Below are 18,337 nucleotides of genomic sequence, written 5' to 3'. Positions count from 1 at the left end.
CGAGCGGTCAGCCCAGGCGCTTGACCAGGGCCCGGTACTCGTCCCACAGCTCGGTGGGGGTGTGCTCGCCGAACAGCTCCAGGTGGGCCGGGACGAGCGCGGCCTCCTGGCGCCAGATGTCGGCGTCCACGGTGAAGAGCAGCTCGCGGTCGTCCTGCGAGAGCTCCAGGCCGGACAGGTCGAAGGCCTCCTGGGTCGGCAGCACGCCGATCGGGGTCTCGACGCCCTCGCCGGTGCCGTCCAGCCGCTCGACGATCCACTTCAGGACCCGGCTGTTCTCGCCGTAGCCCGGCCACACGAACTTGCCCGCACTGTTCTTGCGGAACCAGTTCACGTAGTAGATCTTCGGCAGCTTCGAGGCGTCGGCCTGCGCGCCCAGCTTCAGCCAGTGGCCGAAGTAGTCGCCCATGTTGTAGCCGCAGAACGGCAGCATCGCGAACGGGTCGCGGCGCAGCTCGCCGACGGTGCCCTCGGCGGCGGCGGTCTTCTCCGAGGCGATGTTCGCGCCCAGGAAGACGCCGTGCTGCCAGTCGAAGGACTCGGTGACCAGCGGGACGGCGGTGGCGCGGCGGCCGCCGAACAGGATGGCCGAGATCGGCACGCCGGCCGGGTCCTCCCACTCCGGGGCGATCGTCGGGCACTGCGCGGCCGGGACGGCGAAGCGGGCGTTCGGGTGGGCGGCCGGGGTGCCGGACTCCGGCGTCCAGTCGTTGCCGCGCCAGTCGGTCAGGTGCGCCGGCGGCTCCTCGGTGAGGCCCTCCCACCACACGTCACCGTCGTCGGTGAGCGCGACGTTGGTGTAGACGGTGTTGCCCCAGAGCGTCTCGATGGCGTTGGCGTTGGTGTCCACGCCGGTGCCGGGCGCGACGCCGAAGAAGCCGGCCTCGGGGTTGATGGCGTAGAGCCGGCCGTCGGCGCCGAAGCGCATCCAGGCGATGTCGTCGCCGATCGTCTCGACCTTCCAGCCCGGGACGGTCGGCTGGAGCATGGCGAGGTTGGTCTTGCCGCAGGCGGACGGGAAGGCCGCGGCGACGTACTTGGGCTCGGCCTCGCCCGAGGGGCCGGCCGGCGGGGTGAGCTTGAGGACGAGCATGTGCTCGGCCAGCCAGCCCTCGTCGCGCGCCATGGTGGAGGCGATGCGCAGGGCGTAGCACTTCTTGCCGAGCAGGGCGTTGCCGCCGTAGCCGGAGCCGAAGGACCAGATCTCGCGGGTCTCCGGGAAGTGCGAGATGTACTTGGTGGTGTTGCACGGCCACGGGACGTCCGCCTGGCCCTCGGCGAGCGGTGCGCCGAGGGTGTGCACGGCCTTGACGAAGTCGCCGTCCTCGCCGAGCTGGTCGATCACGGCCTGGCCCATGCGGGTCATCACGCGCATCGACACGGCGACGTAGGCGGAGTCGGTGATCTCGACGCCGTACGCGGCCAGCGGGGAGCCGACGGGGCCCATCGAGAAGGGCACCACGTACATGGTGCGGCCCTTCATCGCGCCCTTGAACAGGCCGTTCGTGCCCTGGAACAGCTCCCGCATCTCGGCGGGCGCCTTCCAGTTGTTGGTCGGGCCGGCGTCCTTCTCCTGCTCGGAGCAGATGTAGGTGCGGTCCTCGACGCGGGCCACGTCCGTGGGGTCGGAGGCCGCGTAGTAGGAGTTCGGCCGCTTCTCGTGGTTGAGCTTCTTGAAGGTGCCCTGGGCCACCAGCAGGTCGGCGAGGCGCTGGTACTCCTCCTCCGAGCCGTCGCACCACTCGATGCGGTCGGGCTGGGTGAGCTCCGCGATCTCGCTCACCCAGGCCAGCAGACGCTTGTGGCGGGTGGGCGCGGATGCGCTGAGAGCAGAGTTCTCGTACGACACGATCGCTCCGTTTCACGCCGTCTCGGCACCGAGACGGCGTAGCGGGGGGTTTGAGGGTGCTTGCAGCGTAGCTCCGCCATTCGGGGCTGAACACGGCACCTCGGCGAGTTTGACGCGATTTTTACTCCTAACTGGCAGATTACTGGTTGGTAATCCGGCAGTGGCGTCCCTCCGCGGACCGTCGGGTGCCATCCCCGATTACTCCAAAACGTCCAAGAGTGACCATCGCCACTACCTACGATTCAGTAACCTACGGACCCGTAGGTAGCATGGCGCGCATGACTGCGGATCAGAGCACCGCCCTTGGGGCATTCATCGCTGAGGTCAAGCCCAAGTGGCGCGGGTGGCTGCACGCCGGGATGTTCCCGGCCTCGGTGGCCGCCGGCATCGTGCTGATCTGCCTCGCCGGATCACCCTCGGCGAAGATCGCCTGCGCGATCTACTCGGTGAGCGCCTGGCTGCTGTTCGGCGTCAGCGCGGTCTACCACCGCTTCACCTGGGGCCCGCGCGGCGACGCCGTGCTGCGGCGCCTCGACCACGCGAACATCTTCCTGATCATCGCGGGCTCGTACACCCCGTTCACCATCCTGCTGCTGGACGGCGGCCGGCGGCAGACGCTGCTCTGGGTGGTCTGGGGCGGAGCGCTCGCGGGAATTGCGTTCCGGGTCTTCTGGGTCGGCGCCCCGCGCTGGCTCTACACGCCCTGCTACCTGGCGCTCGGCTGGGCCGCGGTGTTCTTCCTGCCGGACATGATCCGCACCGGCGGCGCCGCGGTGATCACCCTCATGATCGTCGGCGGCGTCCTCTACAGCCTCGGCGGCGTGGTCTACGGGCTGAAGCGGCCCAACCCGTCACCGCGTTGGTTCGGGTTCCACGAGGTCTTCCACGCCTTCACACTCGGCGCCTTCATCTGCCAGTACGTAGGCGTCTCGCTGGTGGCCTACACGGTGGCCGGCTGACCCGGCGCGGCGCGCGGCCCTGGCGTCCAGCGCCTCCTGCGCCCGCCGGCAGCGCTCGCAGTGCGCCGCCTGCGGGCGCGCCGCCGCCCGGCGGGCCGCCGCGCGCGGCAGGTGCGCGAGCCGGAAACGCCGTGCCACGTGCACCATCACCAGCAGCACCTCGACGCCGGCCACGCCGAGCACCAGCGCCGCCCCGTTGATCAGGTACGCCGCCACGACGGCCAGCGCGGCCGCCACCACGACGACCGCCCCCCACACCTGCGCCCCCGTCGAACCCTTCTTCGGCATCGGCCTTCCCTTCCCGTGCGGGCTCGTGGCCGGCTCCTGCCGCCCCACCCCTTCTCCGCTCCCGGTGGCTCCCGGTCGCCATTGACCGATTGCCACATTCTATCTACCGACAGTGATCCGAGGGCCGGTCGGGACGGCTAACGGGGGGTCAACGCTGCGTCAATTTCCTGTGCGTGACAGTGATTTAGCATACCGGTCACCGAACGCGACGGTTCACGCACAGCAACCGCGCCGTGCGTCGGCCCGCGAACGGCCACGGACGCCGGCCACGGCTCCGATCCCAGCCCCGGCGCGCGGGCCCGGGCACGGCGAAGCGGCGGACCGGTGACGTACCGGATCCGCCGCTCCGCACCGCACCGCAGGCGCTACCCGCGCAGCCTGCGCCGCAGTGCCAGGCCCGCCCCCGTGAGCGCGGTGACGCCCAGGGCCGCGGCCGCCGCGGCGGCCGGCAGGGTGCTGCCACCGCCGCCCGTCGTCGGGGCGGCGGCGTCCGGCCGGTAGCCGCCGCCCTCGCCCGCCCGGTCGTAGGCCGACCCGGGCAGCTTGTCGCCGTACCGCTGGTGCACCAACCGCTGGTACGCCGCCAGGTCGATCCCCCCGGCGCCGACCGAGCGCCGGGCCTCGTCGTCCAGCGGCAGCACCCGGCCCCCGCGCAGCACGTACCAGGCGTTGATCTGCGGCTCCCGGAACGCCGTCCCGCCGCCGCCGCTCGCCGCCAGCGCGGGGTAGTCGCTCTCGTCGCCGCCGGAGGCGACGTTGACCACCCGCCACCCGCCGGCCTCGCGGACCGTCCAGACCGAGGCGACCTGGCCGTCCGCCGAGACGGCCCGGGTCGCCGCGAACTCGGCCTTGGCGACCGGTGCGCCCGGCGTACCGGCCACGAAGTCCCGGTCGAGGGTGTAGACGGCGACGGTCTCGCCGGACAGCCGCGGCGCGGCCGCGGCCGCCGCCTTCGCCTCCTCGGCCGCGCCCAGGGTGAGCCCGCCGGTGGGCGGCACGCCCTTGCGGGCGAAGAAGTGCCCGAGCCTGTCGAGCACGGCCGGGCTCTGCGCCTCGGCTCCGGCCCGCGCCAGCTCGGCGGCGGCGACCGGCACGGGCGCACCGGCCCCGGCGGCGGGAGCCCCGGCGGCCTGCGCGCCCGGCGCGACGGCGATCCCGAGCGCGAGCAGGACGGTGACCCAGGCGGTCCTGGCGGCGATCGTGCGTACGGCGGCTTTCCTGATCTCGGTCATGTCGCCCCTCACGCGCCGATCCGGTACAGGGAGTGGGTCCAGGAGAACGAGCCGTTGCTCACGTAGTACGAGTAGTCGGCCCAGTTGTAGCGGTTGTTGGACGGCCACGGGTCGCCCCAGTAGACCCAGTTGCTCGCCGTGTCGAAGCCGTACAGCACGTGCATGTGACCACCGCCCGAACTCCACTGGATCCGGGTCTCGATCGGGCGGTTGGCGTTCACCTCGGTCTGCACGGTGCTGTAGCGCAGGTAACCGGTCACGTAGGAGCCGGGGTTGATGCCGATCCAGCTGAGGCCGTTCTGCACGTCGCCCAGCGTGGCCTGGCTGTTGGGGCAGGTGGAGTTGACCGAGCGACCGAAGGCGGCGTTGCAGAACTGGTTCTGGCTGTAGGAGTAGCCGAACCAGGTGGCGATGGTGTTGCCGCTCGCCGCCCAGCACCAATTGGTGTTCTGCTGCTGCTGCATGGTGATGTTGAGCTTCTTGAAGGTGCCGGCCAGATCGGCCGTGGCACCCGTCGCGGCGGCGGGCCGCACCTGGGTGAGGGCCTGGCCGGCGGCGGGTGCCGCGGCCAGGGCCGGGGTGGCGGCGGCCGCCGTGAGCGCCGGAGCCAGCACGCCGAGCGCGAGCGCGGCGACCGTACGGCGTAGCCGTGTCCGATGAACTGCCATGGGGGAAGGCCTCCTTGCATCCGCAGAGGAGAGGGTGTGGGGGGAGCGTCCGGACGCTGATGGGAAGCATCGGGCCGTCGCCGCCGGGCGGTCAACGGCCGAGCGGGCGCCCGGCGCCCAGGTGTGAACGGGACCGCGAGGGTGTGAACGGCCCGGCGTCCTCCCCGGCCCGGCAGGTCCCGGCCGGTGACAACCCGGGCCGCCACGTGTGAATATTCACGCCCGGCCGGACACCACCGCTGCCCGCGCCCCGCGAGCCGACCAGCAGACCAGCCGCCCCCAGGAGTGGACATGCAGCGGACCGGCACACCCCCCGATCTCGCCACCGCGCTGCGCACCGGGCCGTTCCACCTCGCCCTGCGCACCGCCATCACCGCCCGGGGCCTCGCGCTGCACCGGGTGCGCGAGCACCTCGCCCAGCGCGGCATCCAGGTCGGACTGACCACCCTCAGCTACTGGCAGCAAGGCAGAAGACGCCCGGAGAGACCCGAATCGCTGCGCGCGGTAAGGGCGTTGGAGGAGCTGCTGGAGCTCCCGGCGCACTCGCTGACCCGGCTGCTCGGCCCCCGCCGCGCCTCCCTGCCCGAGGCCGGCGACTCCCCGGCCGCCCCCGCGCTGCTCCCGTACCGGGACCTGATCACCCCGGCCGCCGCGGTCGACGACCTGCTCGCCGCCCTCCCCGGCCCGCCCGACAGCGGTCTGCACACCATCACCCACATCGAGCGGGTCCGGCTCGGTCCGGACCGCCAACTGCGGCGCCGCGACTCGCTGCACGCCGTCCGGGCGCACCGGGACGGCATCGACCGCTACCTCGCCCTCTACCAGGGCGACCCGGGCTGCGACATCTCCCGGGTGCGGGTCCGCGCCGAGGAGAACTGCCGGCCGGGCCGGATCCGGCGGGACCAGGCGGCCAACCTGCTGGTGGTGGAGCTGCTGCTGGACCGCCGGCTACGGGCCGGCGACACCCACCTGCTCGGCTACGGCTTCGACGACGCCCCGGCCGCGGAGCCCGGGCGGGAGTACGTCCGGGGCTTCAACTCCGGGACGGGGCAGTACGTCCTGCAGGTCAGCTTCGACCCGGCCGCCCTGCCCGTCCGCTGCCATCGGTTCGCCTGCCACTCCCCCGGCGAACAGCCTTACGAGGAAGAGGAGTTGACCCTCGACGGGCATCGCTGCGTGCACCTGTTCGCGTCCGGTCTGCGCCCCTGCCTGCTGGGCGTGCGCTGGGACTGGGACTGACGGGCGGCGGACCCCCGCCCGCCATCGGCCGAAGCGCGGCGGCTCCTCGCCATGGGCCGCCGGCCCGCCGGCCCGTCGGCCCGTCGGCGGCCGGCCCGTCGGCGGCCGGCCGCAGCACGGTGCTCCCCGCCGGGTACGCGGGGAAGCCGCCCCCTGCATGCGGAAGTCGTCCGGGGAGGTGCTCGGCGTCCAGGGCGTGGCCCGTCCTCCCCGCAGCGGTCCGCGCCCGCAGGAGGCCCGCCTCACCCGGCCCTGACCCCCAGCCGCTCGGCCAGCACGGCCGCGTCCGCCGTCGGCGCGTCGCAGGTGAAGTGCCGGCAGACGTACCCGGCGGGCGCGCCGCCGACCAGTGGGCGGTCGGCCAGCAGCGGCACGTCGGTCGGCCCGGGCTCGCCGAGGGCGACCACCGCGCCGGGGGCGGTCGCCAGCAGCGCCGTGCGGTGCAGCAGGGCAGTGGCCGGGTCGCCCGCCGGGCCGACCACGGCGACCTCGCGCGGCCCGTCCGTCCAGGCCTCGGCGGCGGCCAGGCCCCAGCCGATGAAGCGCGGGGCCCGCGAGGCGAGCGCGCCGACGATGGCGAGCGCCCGCCCGGCCGCCGTGCGGTGGGTCTCGGAGCCGGTGTAGGCGGCGTAGGTCAGCAGCGCGTTGGCCGCGGCCGTCCAGCCGGACGGGGTGGCGTTGTCGGTCGGGTCCTGCGGGCGGCGGATCAGCTCCTCGGCGTCGTCCGCCGTGTCGTACAGGGCGCCCGAGGCCGGGTCGGCGAAGTGCGCCAGCACGGTGTCCAGCAGCAGACCCGCCAGGTCCAGCCAGGCGCTGTCGCCGGTGACGGCGAACAGGGCGAGGAAGCCCTCGGCGGTGTCCGCGTAGTCCTCCAGGACACCGGCGTTGCGCTCGTTGCCGCGGCCGTCGCGGGAGGTGCGCAGCAGCCGGCCGTCGGGCCGCAGGTGGACCTCGATCAGCAGGTCGGCGGCGGCCTCGGCGGCCGTCACCAGGTCCGGCCGCTCCAGCAGGGCGCCGGCCTCGGCCAGGGCGGCGATCGCCAGGCCGTTCCAGGCGGCCACCACCTTGTCGTCCCGGGCCGGTGCGGGCCGCCGCGACCGGGCGGCGAGCAGCCCGGCCCGGATCCGCTCGTACGCGGCCGGGTCGGCCGGGTCGGCGGGCAGTTGGAGCACCGAGGTGCCGTGCTCGAAGGTCCCCTCCGGGGTGACCGCGAAGAGCTCCGCGGCGGTGGCGCCGTCCTCGGCGCCGAGCACCTCGGCCAGTTGCTCCGGGGTCCACGCGTAGTAGGCGCCCTCAACCGACTTCCCGGTGGCCGGATCCAGGCTGTCGGCGTCCAGTGCGGAGGCGAACCCGCCCTCGGGGGTGCGCAGTTCGCGCAGCAGGAAGTCGGCGGTGCCGAGCGCCACCCGGCGGGCGAGGGCATCGCCGGTGGAGCGCCACAGGTGCAGGTAGGTCCGCAGCAGCAGCGCGTTGTCGTACAGCATCTTCTCGAAGTGCGGCACCACCCACTCGGCGTCCACCGAGTACCGGGCGAAGCCGCCGCCGAGCTGGTCGTGGATGCCGCCGCGGGCCATCGCCTCGCAGGTCCGGGCGGCCATCTCCAACGCCACCCCCGACCCGGTGCGGGCGTGGTGGCGCAGCAGGAACTCGACCGCCATGGACGGCGGGAACTTGGGCGCCCCGCCGAAGCCGCCGCGCGCGGCGTCGAAGCCGCGGCTGAGCCCCACCAGCGCCTGGTGCAGGTCGGCCTCGCCGGGCGGCTGGTGGACGCCGGAGCCGACGGTGTAGACGGCGGCCCGCTCGGCCAGGTCGGCCCTGATCCGGGCGGCGACCTCGCCGACCTCGTCGCGGCGCTCACGCCAGGCGGCGTCCACGCCCTCCAGCACCTGCCGGAAGCCGGGCATCCCGTGCCGGGGCTCGGGCGGGAAGTACGTGCCGAAGTAGAACGGGTCCTTGTCCGGCGTCAGGAAGACGGTCATCGGCCAGCCGCCCTGGCCGGTCGCCGCCTGGACGGCCTCCATGTAGACGGCGTCGACGTCCGGCCGCTCCTCGCGGTCGACCTTCACCGCGACGAAGTGCTCGTTGGCGTACTCGGCGACCTTCTCGTCCTCGAAGGACTCGTGGGCCATCACGTGGCACCAGTGGCAGGCCGCGTAGCCGACGCTCAGCAGCACCGGAACGCCCCGCCGACGGGCCTCCTCGAACGCCTCGGGGCCCCAGGGCCACCAGTCCACCGGGTTGTCGGCGTGCTGGAGCAGGTACGGCGAGGTCGCGTCAGCGAGACGGTTCGGCATGGCTCCATCCTCGCGCATCCCGGTGGCCGGAGGCCGCCGGACCCGGCGGCGCGGGGCGCCCGGCTGCCGGCGCAGGGCGTCCGGACCGGCGGCGCCGGGTCGGGGTCGGGCCGTGCGCGGCGGGCTGACGGACGCCCCCGTGCACCGTGCACGGAAGGCCGCCGCCGGCCCCCGGCCGGGTACGGAGGGCGGCCGTCGCCGGGGCACGGCGGTCCGTACGCGGTGGACGCGGATGATCCGGTTTCGCCGCGATGACCTTTCCATAACGGACCGATATCTTTACGAAAGCTAATCAATACTGCGGCACCCGAGCATCGAATTAATGGATCCGCCCGGGATCGGTGCGACGATCCGAGACGTTCGGAGGGGTGGCAATGGACCTGCCGATTAGCGATTTTTCGACCGGAGTACTGGTACAGAAATACGGCGGCAGTTCCCTGGCCACGGACGCCCAGGTGCGGGCGGTCGCCACCCGCGTCGCGGCCGCGCACCGCTCGGGCCGGGCGGTGGTGGTGGTCGCCTCCGCGCGGGGCAAGACCACCGACGCCCTCCTGCGGGCGGCGTACGACCTCAACCCGGACCCGTCCTGGCGGGAGCTGGACCTGCTGCTCGCCACCGGCGAGGCCGCGTCGGCCTCGCTGCTCGCCATGACCCTGCAGCACCTGGGCGTGCCGGCCGTCGCCCTGGCCGGTACCCAGAGCGGGATCCTGGCCGGCGGCGAGCACGGCGCCGGGGTGATCGTGGCCATCGACACCGAACTGGCCCTGCGGCACCTGCGCGCCGGGAAGGTCGTGGTGGTGGCCGGTTTCCAGGGCGCCGACGCCGACGGCGACATCGTCACGCTGGGAAGGGGCGGCTCCGACACCACGGCCGTCGCGATCGCCGCCGAGCTGGGCACCGGCCGCTGCGAGATCTACACGGACGTCGAGGGCGTCTACACCGCCGACCCCCGGATCGCCGCCGCCGCGCGGATCATGCCGGTCGTCGACATGGGCGTGATGACCGAGATGTCACTCGCCGGCGCGAAGGTCATGCACTCCCGCGCGGTGGAACTGGCCGCGCTGTACGGCGTGGACATCCACGTCATGCACTCATCGCTGGAAGGACCCGGAACGGTTATCCGCGGGGGAATTGGAGAAGAAATGCTGGAGACGAGCACTGCTGTCCAGGCAGTCGTACATGATACGGATGTTGCCCGTGTGGCGATGCGCGTCGAAAGGATCGACGCCCATTCCGTCGCCGAGGTTTTCCGATTCCTGGCGCACAAGTCCATTCCGGTCGGCATGGCCGCGCTCTCCGAGGGCGACGAGGGCGGGTTCTCGGTCGGGATGACCGTCCGCCGCTCCGACGTGCCGGACCTGCGGAAGTCACTGCGCGAGATGGCGGTCCGCTGGGGCGGCTGGGTCGAGGTCAACGAAGAGGTCGGGATGCTCTCCGTGGTCGGCACCGGGCTGCTCAGCCGCCCCCAGTACGCGGCCCGCATGCTGTCCGCGCTGACCAGCGCCGACATCCCCGCGAGCGCGGTGGTCACCTCCCAGCTCCGGATCTCCGCCACCGTCCCCGACAGCGACGTGGTCCGCGGGGTCGGCGTGCTGCACAGCGAGTTCGGGCTCGACGCGGAGGCCAGGGACCTGCGACCGGCCAACCAGTTCTGACGCGCCCGCCCCCGTACAACGGGGGGACGCGCCTTCCCCTCACCAAGGAGAGTGCCGATGGCCCTCAACACGTCGTTCGCCCGCCAGGTGCGGCTGAAGCGCCTTCACCGCCACCACCCGGACCGGCTGTTCGTGGTCCCGCTGGACCACTCGATCACCGACGGGCCGGTCACCGGCGGCAACCGGGTCGACAAGCTGGTCGGCCGGCTCGCCCGCAACGGCGTGGACGCGGTGGTCCTGCACAAGGGCAGCCTGCGCCACATCGACGCCGAGTGGTTCACCAGCACCTCGCTGATCGTCCACCTCAGCGCGAGCACCGTGCACGCCCCCGACCCCAACGACAAGTACCTGGTCGCGAGCGTCGAGGAGGCCCTGCGTCTCGGCGCCGACGCGGTCAGCGTGCACGTCAACCTCGGCTCCCACGAGGAGCGCCAGCAGGTCTCGGACATGGCCAAGGTGGCGGACGCCTGCGACCGCTGGAACGTCCCGCTGCTGGCCATGATGTACCCGCGCGGCCCCAAGATCGACAACCCGGCCGACCCGGCGCTGGTCGCCCACGCCGTGACGCTCGCCGCCGACCTCGGCGCCGACCTGGTGAAGGCCCCGTACGTCGGCTCGGTCGAGGCGATGGCCGAGATCACCGGCACCGCCTCCGTCCCGGTGATCGTCGTCGGCGGCCCGCGCAACGACGACGAGGGCGCCGTCCTCACCTACGTCGAGGACGCGCTGCGCGGCGGCGCGGCCGGCGTGGCGATGGGCCGCAACGTCTTCCAGGCGGCCGACCCCGGCGCCGTCGCCTACAAGCTCGCCGAGCTGATCCACGGCGACTTCCCGCCCACCACCGCGGGCCCCCGGCCCGGCGGCAACTGACCACTTTCCCGTTCCACGTCGCTCAGCACCCAATGAGGAGAACCCTGTGAAGCTCAGCTGGCTCGACATCCGCAAGACCGACGAAGCCAAGGCCGCGATCCTCCAGGAGGCGCTGCACTACCGTCTGGACGGCATCGTCGCCGACGACCCCGCCGAGTTCGAGCAGCTGCCGCCGACCGTGCAGAAGGTGCTCTTCCCGCAGGGCAAGCCGCTGCCCGAGAGCTTCGGCAGCGCCGACATCGTGATCGTCGACCCCGCCCAGCACGGTGAGCCGGCCGAGCTGGCGCTGCGTCACCCCGAGGTGGAGTTCGGCCGCTTCGTCGAGATCATCGACGCCGACACCCTGGAGGACGCCTGCCAGTCCGCCCGCACCGAGAAGTGGAGCCTGCTCCTCTTCCGCGACCCCACCAAGATCCCGCTGGAGATCGTGATCGCGGCCGCCGCCAAGTCCACCGGCAGCCTGATCACCATCGCCCAGGACGTCGAGGAGGCCGAGATCATCTTCGGTGTCCTGGAGCTCGGCTCCGACGGCGTGATGATGGCCCCGGCCAAGGTGGGTGACGCGGCCGCGCTGCGGAACTCGGCCGAGTTCGAGTCCCCCAACCTGGAGCTGACCGAGCTGACGATCACCGCCACCAGCCACATCGGCATGGGCGAGCGGGCCTGCGTCGACACCTGCTCGCACTTCCGCGAGGACGAGGGCATCCTGGTCGGCTCGCACTCCAAGGGCATGATCCTCTGCGTCAGCGAGACCCACCCGCTGCCGTACATGCCGACCCGCCCGTTCCGGGTGAACGCCGGCGCGATCCACTCGTACACCCTGTCCAAGGGCGAGCGCACCAACTACCTGAGCGAGCTCCGGACCGGCAGCAAGATCACCGCGGTGGACGTGAAGGGCCAGACCCGGATCATCACCGTGGGCCGGGTCAAGATCGAGTCCCGTCCGCTGATCTCCATCGACGCGGTGGCGGCCAACGGGCAGGCCGTCAACCTGATCCTGCAGGACGACTGGCACGTGCGGGTGCTCGGCCCCGGCGGTGTCGTCCTCAACAGCACCGAGCTGAAGCCGGGCGACATCGTGCTGGGCTACCTGCCCACCGAGGACCGTCACGTCGGCTACCCGATCAACGAGTTCTGCCTGGAGAAGTAGGCCCCGGACCGACCCGCCGCCGTGCCGCCGGAATCCACCGGCGGCACGGCGGCGCCGTTTCCGGCCCCGGACCGACGGCCGCCGCACCCCGCCGGGCACACGGCCCCGGACAGCAGGAAGCCCCGCCGGAGGAGTCCTCCGGCGGGGCTCGGTGCTGCGGGCCCAGGTACTGCGGTGCGAGGCAATGCGGCGCCCGGCGCTGCGGGCGGCGGCGCGTCAGCCGTCGGTGACCCGGACGATCCTCTGCTCGGCCACCGGCGCGTAGTGCTCGGTGAAGAGCCGGCCGACGAGTTCGCCCCGGCTGGAGACGCCGACCTTCTCGAACACCGCCTTCACGTGGTCGCGCACGGTGTGCGGGGACAGGAAGAGCTGCTTGGCGATCTCCCCGGTGGCCAGGCCGCGGGCTATGAACTGGGTGATCTCCAGCTCCCGCTCGGAGAGTTCGTAGGCGTCCACGATCAGCGGCACGATCTCGGAGGCCTTGGCCGGTTCGATGACGACCGCCGAGGCGCCGAGCACCCCGCCGGCCTCCCGCAGGCAGGAGGCGTGGCAGACCAGCCAGCGCCCGGACCTGGTCCGGGCCCGGACCCGGGCGGTGCCCCGGCCGCGGTCCTGCGCGATCGCCCGGGCCTGGGCGGCCGTACTGCTGATCCAGGCCGGGACCTTGATGCCCAGTCCGGCGTCCGTGGACGGCCCGGCCGGGAGGTCCTCCAGGTGCTGGCGGGCGTCGTCGTTGATGGAGATCAAGGTGCCCCGGGCGTCGAAGAGCAGCAGGCCGGGCCCGTGCTCGGCGCCCGGCAGGCGCTCCGGCAGGGATTCCACGACCGGCTGGTCGTAGGAGCGCAGCCGCCGGGCCAGCGGGCTGACCAGGCTCTCGACCAGCCGGGCCTCGGCCCGGCCGAACGAAGCCCGGCCCTTGGAGCGGAACAGGCTGATGTGCCCGCGCGGGCGGCCGCCGATCCGCAGCACCGCCCGCAGCTCGTCGTCGAGCCCGCGGGGCCGCATGAAGTCGTGGTAGAGCACGCTGCGGCCGGGCAGGTCGCCGGTGCTCTCCCGCAGGCCGGCCACCGGCACCTCGGCCCGGGCCAGGTCCCTGAACAGGTTCACGCTCTCGGTGAACAACTCGCAGCCCCAGTAGACCGCGCAGCCCTCGTCGTCGAGGTTCTCGGCGCGGATCGGCGCGGTCATCAGCCCGGTGACCGGGTCGGTGGCCCGCCACACCGCGGCGTCGTAGGGCACCAGCTTGCGCAGGTGACGCGAGGCCTCGCCGAACATGGCGAGCGCGTCCGGCGCCCGTAAGGCGCTGTCGAGCAGCTCGTCACGGCCGGCCATCAGCCGGGAGGTGGTTACTTTGCTCACGCTGCGATCCTCCTGCCTTCGGGACCGGTCCACCATCCCCCAAGTGAGGGGGGCCACGGCCCGTCCGGCGCAGGGGTCGTGGGCGTACGTGCGGCCGCGCGCCCCGCTAGCGGCACCTTTCGGCCAACCCCCAAAATGCGGGATTGATTCCCCCGGCCGTCTGTTCAAGGCTTAGGGAGAGTAACGGTCGCCGCCGGGGGAACGGCGGCTCCACCATGCCCGAATATCCGAGCATGGGCATGGACACGTCATGGCAAACTGTGGGCATGGTCGAGAGATTTCGTGAAGGACGACGGCACAGCTGCTCACCGTTCGCCCACCGTGACTTCACCGGCCCCAGGCCGGCAGAACCTACAACAATCAACAATCAGCGCGGCGGACCAGCACGGTACGCCGCCGCACGACCCCGCGGCGACCGCACCGGCGCCGGCGGGGAGCGGCACGGGGCGGGGGCGGCAACCCGGCCGAAAACGCACCATGGATCCGTGAGTGGCTGACGGCAAGGCGCGGCAAGCAGGTGGCGTCATTTCGATCATGACTGTGCATCGCATCGATGGGGGAGAGCGCATGTCGGACGGCTTCCGTTTCCGAATACTCGGACCACTCGCGGTGGAGTTCTCCGGGCAGCCGATCCGGCTGGGAGGAGCGCGGCAACAGGCGCTGCTCACCATCCTGCTGCTGGAGGCGAACCACGTGGTCCCGATCGAACGCCTGGTCGACGCGATCTGGAACGACGCACCGCCGGCCTCCGCCAAGAACCAGGTCCGGATCTGTGTCTCGGGGCTGCGGCGGCTCTTCGCCGACCGGCATCCGGGTGCCGTCATCGAGACCAGGGCGTCCGGCTACATCATCAAGGTCCCGAACGGCGCCCTGGACCTGGGCGAGTTCGGCGAACTCACCTTCCGCGGACGGGCCGCCGGAAACACCACCGAGGCGGTCGAACTCCTGCGCAAGGCCATCGGCCTGTGGCGCGGCCCGATCGGGTCGGGGCTCGACAGCCGGCTGGTGGAATCACTGGCGACCAAATTCCACGAGGAACGGCTGTCCGCCCTGGAGGACTGCTACGACCTGGAGCTCAAGCTCAACAGACACCGGCAGATCGTCGGGGAACTCTCCGGCCACGTCGCCGAGCATCCCTTCCGGGAGAAGATGTGCGGTCAGCTCATGCTGGCCCTCTTCCGCTCCGGCCGGAAGGTCGAGGCGCTCGAACTGTTCCGCAGCACCCGGCGCAAGCTCTCCGAGGAGATGGGGATCGAACCCGGGGAAAGCCTGCGGGAGTTGCAGTACTCCATTCTGAACAGTGACACCCCCGGGCCGGCCGGGCCCGAGCCCACCCAGCTCCTCAACCTGCGGCTGCCCCCGGCCCGGGACAAGATCTCGTCCTCCTCCGTGCACAATCCGCTCTCCATTTCCGAGCACCGCAGGACCGAGGACCGGCTGGAGCGGCTGGAGCGCGAGCACGCACAACTCCGCGCCGAGCACGCCGTGTTCAAGCGGGCGATCTCACTCTGGGCGAAGTTCTGGGAAACCCAGGCCTGAGCCCGCCCGACTCCGGCGCCGGACGGCCCGCGGGCCGGTCCCGGCGCCGGCCCGCGGCCCGGGCGGCGGCGGAGTGCGACACCGCACCGGAGCGCCGGCGGACCCCGCTGCCGAGTGGGCCCCCACAGCCGCGCCCGCCTCCGAATCCACGGACCGGCCCGCCCCACCCCCCCAGTTGAGGGATCCACCCCCCGCCGACTCCCCCCATTCAAGGGATGGGTTGTGCCTCCCCCGGAGCGAAGAATCCAGGTGGAAGGTACAGCACATCGCTCGAAGGGGAAGAACTGTGGGGATTGCACAGGAAGGCCAGGTCGAATTCCGCTCCGCGCCGGCCGGGGTGGCACAGGAACTGGCCCATGCCGTACGCGGCGCGGTGCTGTCGCCGGGTGACGAGGGCTTCGCCACCGAGTGTGCGGGGTTCAACCTCGTCGCCGCCCACCGCCCGGCCCTGGTCGTCGTCGCCGAGGGAGCGGCGGACGTGCAGGCGGCGGTCCGCATCGCGGGCCTGCACGGCCTGCCGGTGACCGTCCAGTCGACCGGGCACGGCATCAGCGCGCCGGCCGACGGCGGACTGCTGATCTCCGTCCGGCGGATGAACGGCGTGGCGGTCGACCCGATCGCGCGGCTCGCCCGGGTGGAGGCCGGCACCCCGTGGCACAAGGTCATCCGGTCGGCGGCCGCCCACGGCCTGGCCCCGCTCAACGGCTCCTCGCACCTGGTCGGCGCGGTCGGCTACACCCTCGGCGGCGGCCTCGGCCTGCTCGCCCGCCGGTACGGCTACGCCGCGGACCACGTGACCCGGCTGGAGATCGTCACCGCCGACGGCGAGCTGCGGATGGTGACGCAGGATCAGAACGCCGCGTTGTTCTGGGCGTTGCGCGGCGGCAAGGGCAACTTCGGGGTCGTCACCGCGATGGAGTTCGAGCTCGTCCCGGTCACCCGGCTGTACGGCGGCGGCCTGTTCTACGACGGCGAGGACACCAGCGACGTCCTGCACACCTGGCGGGCCTGGACCAGGGACCTGCCGGAGGAGATGACCTCCTCGGTGGCCCTGCTGCGGCTCCCCGACCTGCCGGTGGTGCCGGCGCTGCTGCGGGGCCGGCTGGTGGTGCACGTCCGGATCGCCTTCCAGGGTTCCGCCGCCGACGGCGAGCAGCTGATCCGGCCGCTGCGCACGGTCGCGCTGCCCGTCCTCGACACCGTCGGCGACATGCCGTACACCGCCGTCCAGGAGATCCACCAGGACCCGACCCACCCGCTGCCGTACCACGAGCGCTCGATCGTCCTGCGGGAGCTGGACCACCAGGCGGTGACCCGGCTGCTGGCCCTGGCCGGCCCCGGCTCCGGCTGCGGCGAGCTGATGGTGGAACTGCGCCACCTCGGCGGCGCGCTCGGCCGCCCCCCGGCGGTGCCCAACGCGGTCGGCAACCGGGACGGCGCCTTCACCCTGTCCACCCTGACCCCCGCCATACCCGGGGACCCGGCGGCCGCCGAGGTCGCCGGCAGCGAGGTGCTGGAGGGCCTGACCCCCTGGGGCACCGGCGGCCGCTACCTCAACTTCCTGGGCGGCCCGGCCACCACCGGCCCCGACCAGGTGCGTGCCTGCTACGACGCCGAGACGTACCGCCGGCTGGCGGACATCAAGGCCGTGTACGACCCGCAGAACCTTTTCCGTTTCAACCACAACATCGTGCCCAGCGAAGGGCTCTCCCAGTGACCACTGACCCAGCCGTGCAGCAGCAGTCCGCAGCTGCCACTCCCATCACTCTCCCCGCTCCCGCGGCCCCCGCCATCAGCGCCCGTTCCACCGGACTACGCCTGGGCGCCCTCTTCGGCCCCGCCGTCTTCGGCGTCACCGCGGCCGGCGTGGCCCTCCCCAAGGTCACCGCCGCACTCCACACCACCCCGGCCGCCACCGCCTGGGTCCTGACCATCCACGCCCTCGCCCTCGGCATCGGCACCGCCCTGTTCGGCCGCCTCGGCGACGCCCTCGGGGTCCGCACCACGCTGCTCGCCGGCTCGGTGGTGCTGCTGCTGGGTACCGGGATCTGCGTCTCCTCGACCAACCTCGGCACCCTGGTGGCCGGCCGCTTCGTCCTGGCCGCCGGATCCGGGGCGATGACCTCCGGCGCGCTGACCCTCGCCGCCTCCGGCGACCCGGCGAGCCGGCCCAAGGTGCTGGCCGGCTTCGGCGGGACGATGGCCGCCTTCTCCGCCAGCGCGACGCTGATGGGCGGCATCATCACCCAGTGGCTGAGCTGGCGGCTGACGGTCGTGCTGCCGGTGCTGTCGCTGCTCGCCGTCCCGTTCTGCCTGCGCCTGGCCACCCGGCCCGGCTCGCGCAAGCCGGTCGACATCACCGGCGCCGTACTGCTCACCCTCACCTCGGCGGCGCTGCTGGTGCTGATCCAGTCCCCCGCCCTGTCGCTCTCCACCCCGGTGGTGCTGGTCACCGCCCTGCTGGTGATCCTGGGCGCGGGCGCGCTCGCCGTGCGGGTGCGCAGCCTGCCGACCGGCTTCGTCCCGAAGTCGCTGGCCGGCGACCGGCTGTTCCTGCTGTCCGCCGCCGTCGGCGTGGGCGTGTACGGCGGCCTGTTCGCCGCCATGTACGCCGTGCCGCAGGTGCTGGTGAAGTCCTACGGCTGGAGCGTGCTCACGGTCGGCTTCGCGCTGCTCCCCGGCGCGGTGATCGGCGCGGTGCTCTCCCGGGCCGCCGGCCGGATCTCCGGCAACGGCGGCAGCCGGCTGCTGGCCGGCGCCGCGGCGGCCTCGGCCGTACTGCTGGCGGCCGCCGGGATCTACGGCGGCGGGGCGATCCTGCTGGTGGCCGGCGCCTCGCTGGGCTTCGCCGCCTTCGCCGTGACCCAGGTGGTGACGACGGGCCTGATGTCGGCCCGGATCCCTCCCGCGCAGCGCGGCGGGGCGATGGGCCTGCTGAACCTGACCTTCTTCGTCGGCGGCGCGGTCGGTTCGGCCGCGGCCGGTGCGCTGTCCAAGTCGATGACGCTGACCAGTGCGCTGGGACTGGTGGCCGCGCTGCCGCTGGTGGCCGCGCTGATCGCGCTGACGCTCAACGGCAGCGCCGCGCAGGCCAAGCAGGCCTGACCCGCCGGCATCCAGTTCGTACCGGAACCACAACTCGTCCATCCCGCTCCCCGGTGCCGGAGACCGCCCGTGCGGTCTCCGGCACCGGCATGTCCGTATCCGGTCGGCGCACTCCCGATACCCAGGTGAT

At 72.7% G+C, this 18,337-nt stretch carries 14 protein-coding genes; 8 read left to right on the top strand and 6 right to left on the bottom strand.

Annotation, left to right across the window (positions count from 1 at the left end; genetic code table 11):
- Positions 1-7: 7 nt before the first annotated feature.
- Positions 8-1,849 carry a phosphoenolpyruvate carboxykinase (GTP) gene (locus tag J2S46_RS24615; protein ID WP_191291200.1) on the bottom strand — a complete coding sequence of 614 codons (1,842 nt, stop codon included), beginning with the start codon at positions 1,847-1,849 and terminating at the stop codon, positions 8-10.
- A gap of 278 nt (positions 1,850-2,127) precedes the next feature.
- Between J2S46_RS24615 and trhA the strand changes: the two genes are divergently transcribed.
- The gene (gene trhA / locus J2S46_RS24610; RefSeq protein WP_229912887.1) at positions 2,128-2,808 is read left to right on the top strand and encodes a PAQR family membrane homeostasis protein TrhA; all 681 of its coding nucleotides are present in this window, start codon (positions 2,128-2,130) and stop codon (positions 2,806-2,808) included.
- On the opposite strand, the gene J2S46_RS24605 is transcribed toward trhA, so the two are convergent.
- The 3 genes from J2S46_RS24605 to J2S46_RS24595 form a co-directional block, all read right to left on the bottom strand.
- Positions 2,701-3,096, bottom strand: a complete 396-nt coding sequence (locus J2S46_RS24605; protein ID WP_191291198.1) for a hypothetical protein — start codon at positions 3,094-3,096, stop codon at positions 2,701-2,703. The genes trhA and J2S46_RS24605 overlap by 108 nt on opposite strands.
- 365 nt (positions 3,097-3,461) lie before the next feature.
- Entirely contained in the window at positions 3,462-4,328 is an 867-nt protein-coding gene (locus J2S46_RS24600; protein ID WP_191291197.1) for a hypothetical protein, read from the bottom strand.
- Between the two features lie 8 nt (positions 4,329-4,336).
- Positions 4,337-4,996 (bottom strand): papain-like cysteine protease family protein, encoded by a 660-nt coding sequence (locus J2S46_RS24595; RefSeq protein ID WP_191291196.1) that lies wholly within the window; start codon positions 4,994-4,996, stop codon positions 4,337-4,339.
- 291 nt (positions 4,997-5,287) lie between these two features.
- Here J2S46_RS24595 and J2S46_RS24590 point away from each other — a divergent pair, with 291 nt between their 5' ends.
- Complete coding sequence (locus J2S46_RS24590) at positions 5,288-6,235, top strand: hypothetical protein (RefSeq protein ID WP_191291195.1); 948 nt, start codon at positions 5,288-5,290, stop codon at positions 6,233-6,235.
- A 242-nt stretch (positions 6,236-6,477) separates the two neighbouring features.
- On the opposite strand, the gene J2S46_RS24585 is transcribed toward J2S46_RS24590, so the two are convergent.
- Positions 6,478-8,529, bottom strand: a complete 2,052-nt coding sequence (locus tag J2S46_RS24585; protein ID WP_191291194.1) for a thioredoxin domain-containing protein — start codon at positions 8,527-8,529, stop codon at positions 6,478-6,480.
- A gap of 374 nt (positions 8,530-8,903) precedes the next feature.
- On the opposite strand from J2S46_RS24585, the gene J2S46_RS24580 reads away from it, so the two are divergent.
- Genes J2S46_RS24580 through J2S46_RS24570 form a run of 3 tightly spaced genes read left to right on the top strand, consistent with a single transcriptional unit; the run spans position 8,904 to position 12,204 of the window.
- Entirely contained in the window at positions 8,904-10,184 is a 1,281-nt protein-coding gene (locus J2S46_RS24580; protein ID WP_191291193.1) for an aspartate kinase, read from the top strand.
- Positions 10,185-10,241: 57 nt separating this feature from the next.
- Complete coding sequence (locus J2S46_RS24575) at positions 10,242-11,054, top strand: 2-amino-3,7-dideoxy-D-threo-hept-6-ulosonate synthase (protein ID WP_191291192.1); 813 nt, start codon at positions 10,242-10,244, stop codon at positions 11,052-11,054.
- A gap of 46 nt (positions 11,055-11,100) precedes the next feature.
- Positions 11,101-12,204 carry a 3-dehydroquinate synthase II family protein gene (locus J2S46_RS24570; protein WP_191291191.1) on the top strand — a complete coding sequence of 368 codons (1,104 nt, stop codon included), beginning with the start codon at positions 11,101-11,103 and terminating at the stop codon, positions 12,202-12,204.
- A gap of 216 nt (positions 12,205-12,420) precedes the next feature.
- On the opposite strand, the gene J2S46_RS24565 is transcribed toward J2S46_RS24570, so the two are convergent.
- Positions 12,421-13,563 carry a helix-turn-helix domain-containing protein gene (locus J2S46_RS24565; RefSeq protein ID WP_370882232.1) on the bottom strand — a complete coding sequence of 381 codons (1,143 nt, stop codon included), beginning with the start codon at positions 13,561-13,563 and terminating at the stop codon, positions 12,421-12,423.
- Positions 13,564-14,130: 567 nt separating this feature from the next.
- Between J2S46_RS24565 and J2S46_RS24560 the strand changes: the two genes are divergently transcribed.
- From J2S46_RS24560 to J2S46_RS24550, 3 genes are all read left to right on the top strand, one after another.
- A complete protein-coding gene (locus tag J2S46_RS24560) occupies positions 14,131-15,102 on the top strand; it encodes an AfsR/SARP family transcriptional regulator (RefSeq protein WP_191291190.1) in 972 nt (323 codons plus the stop codon).
- A 286-nt stretch (positions 15,103-15,388) separates the two neighbouring features.
- A complete protein-coding gene (locus J2S46_RS24555) occupies positions 15,389-16,819 on the top strand; it encodes an FAD-binding oxidoreductase (protein WP_229912886.1) in 1,431 nt (476 codons plus the stop codon).
- A complete protein-coding gene (locus J2S46_RS24550; RefSeq protein ID WP_229912885.1) occupies positions 16,816-18,207 on the top strand; it encodes an MFS transporter in 1,392 nt (463 codons plus the stop codon). The genes J2S46_RS24555 and J2S46_RS24550 overlap by 4 nt, the downstream gene beginning before the upstream one ends.
- The last annotated feature ends 130 nt before the right edge of the window (positions 18,208-18,337 follow it).

Origin of the sequence: Kitasatospora herbaricolor, from assembly GCF_030813695.1 — a bacterium.
GTDB classification, from domain to species: Bacteria; Actinomycetota; Actinomycetes; order Streptomycetales; family Streptomycetaceae; genus Kitasatospora; species Kitasatospora herbaricolor.
The sequence above is the reverse complement of the archived record's forward strand: the minus strand, read 5'-3'. Positions and strand labels throughout refer to the sequence as shown.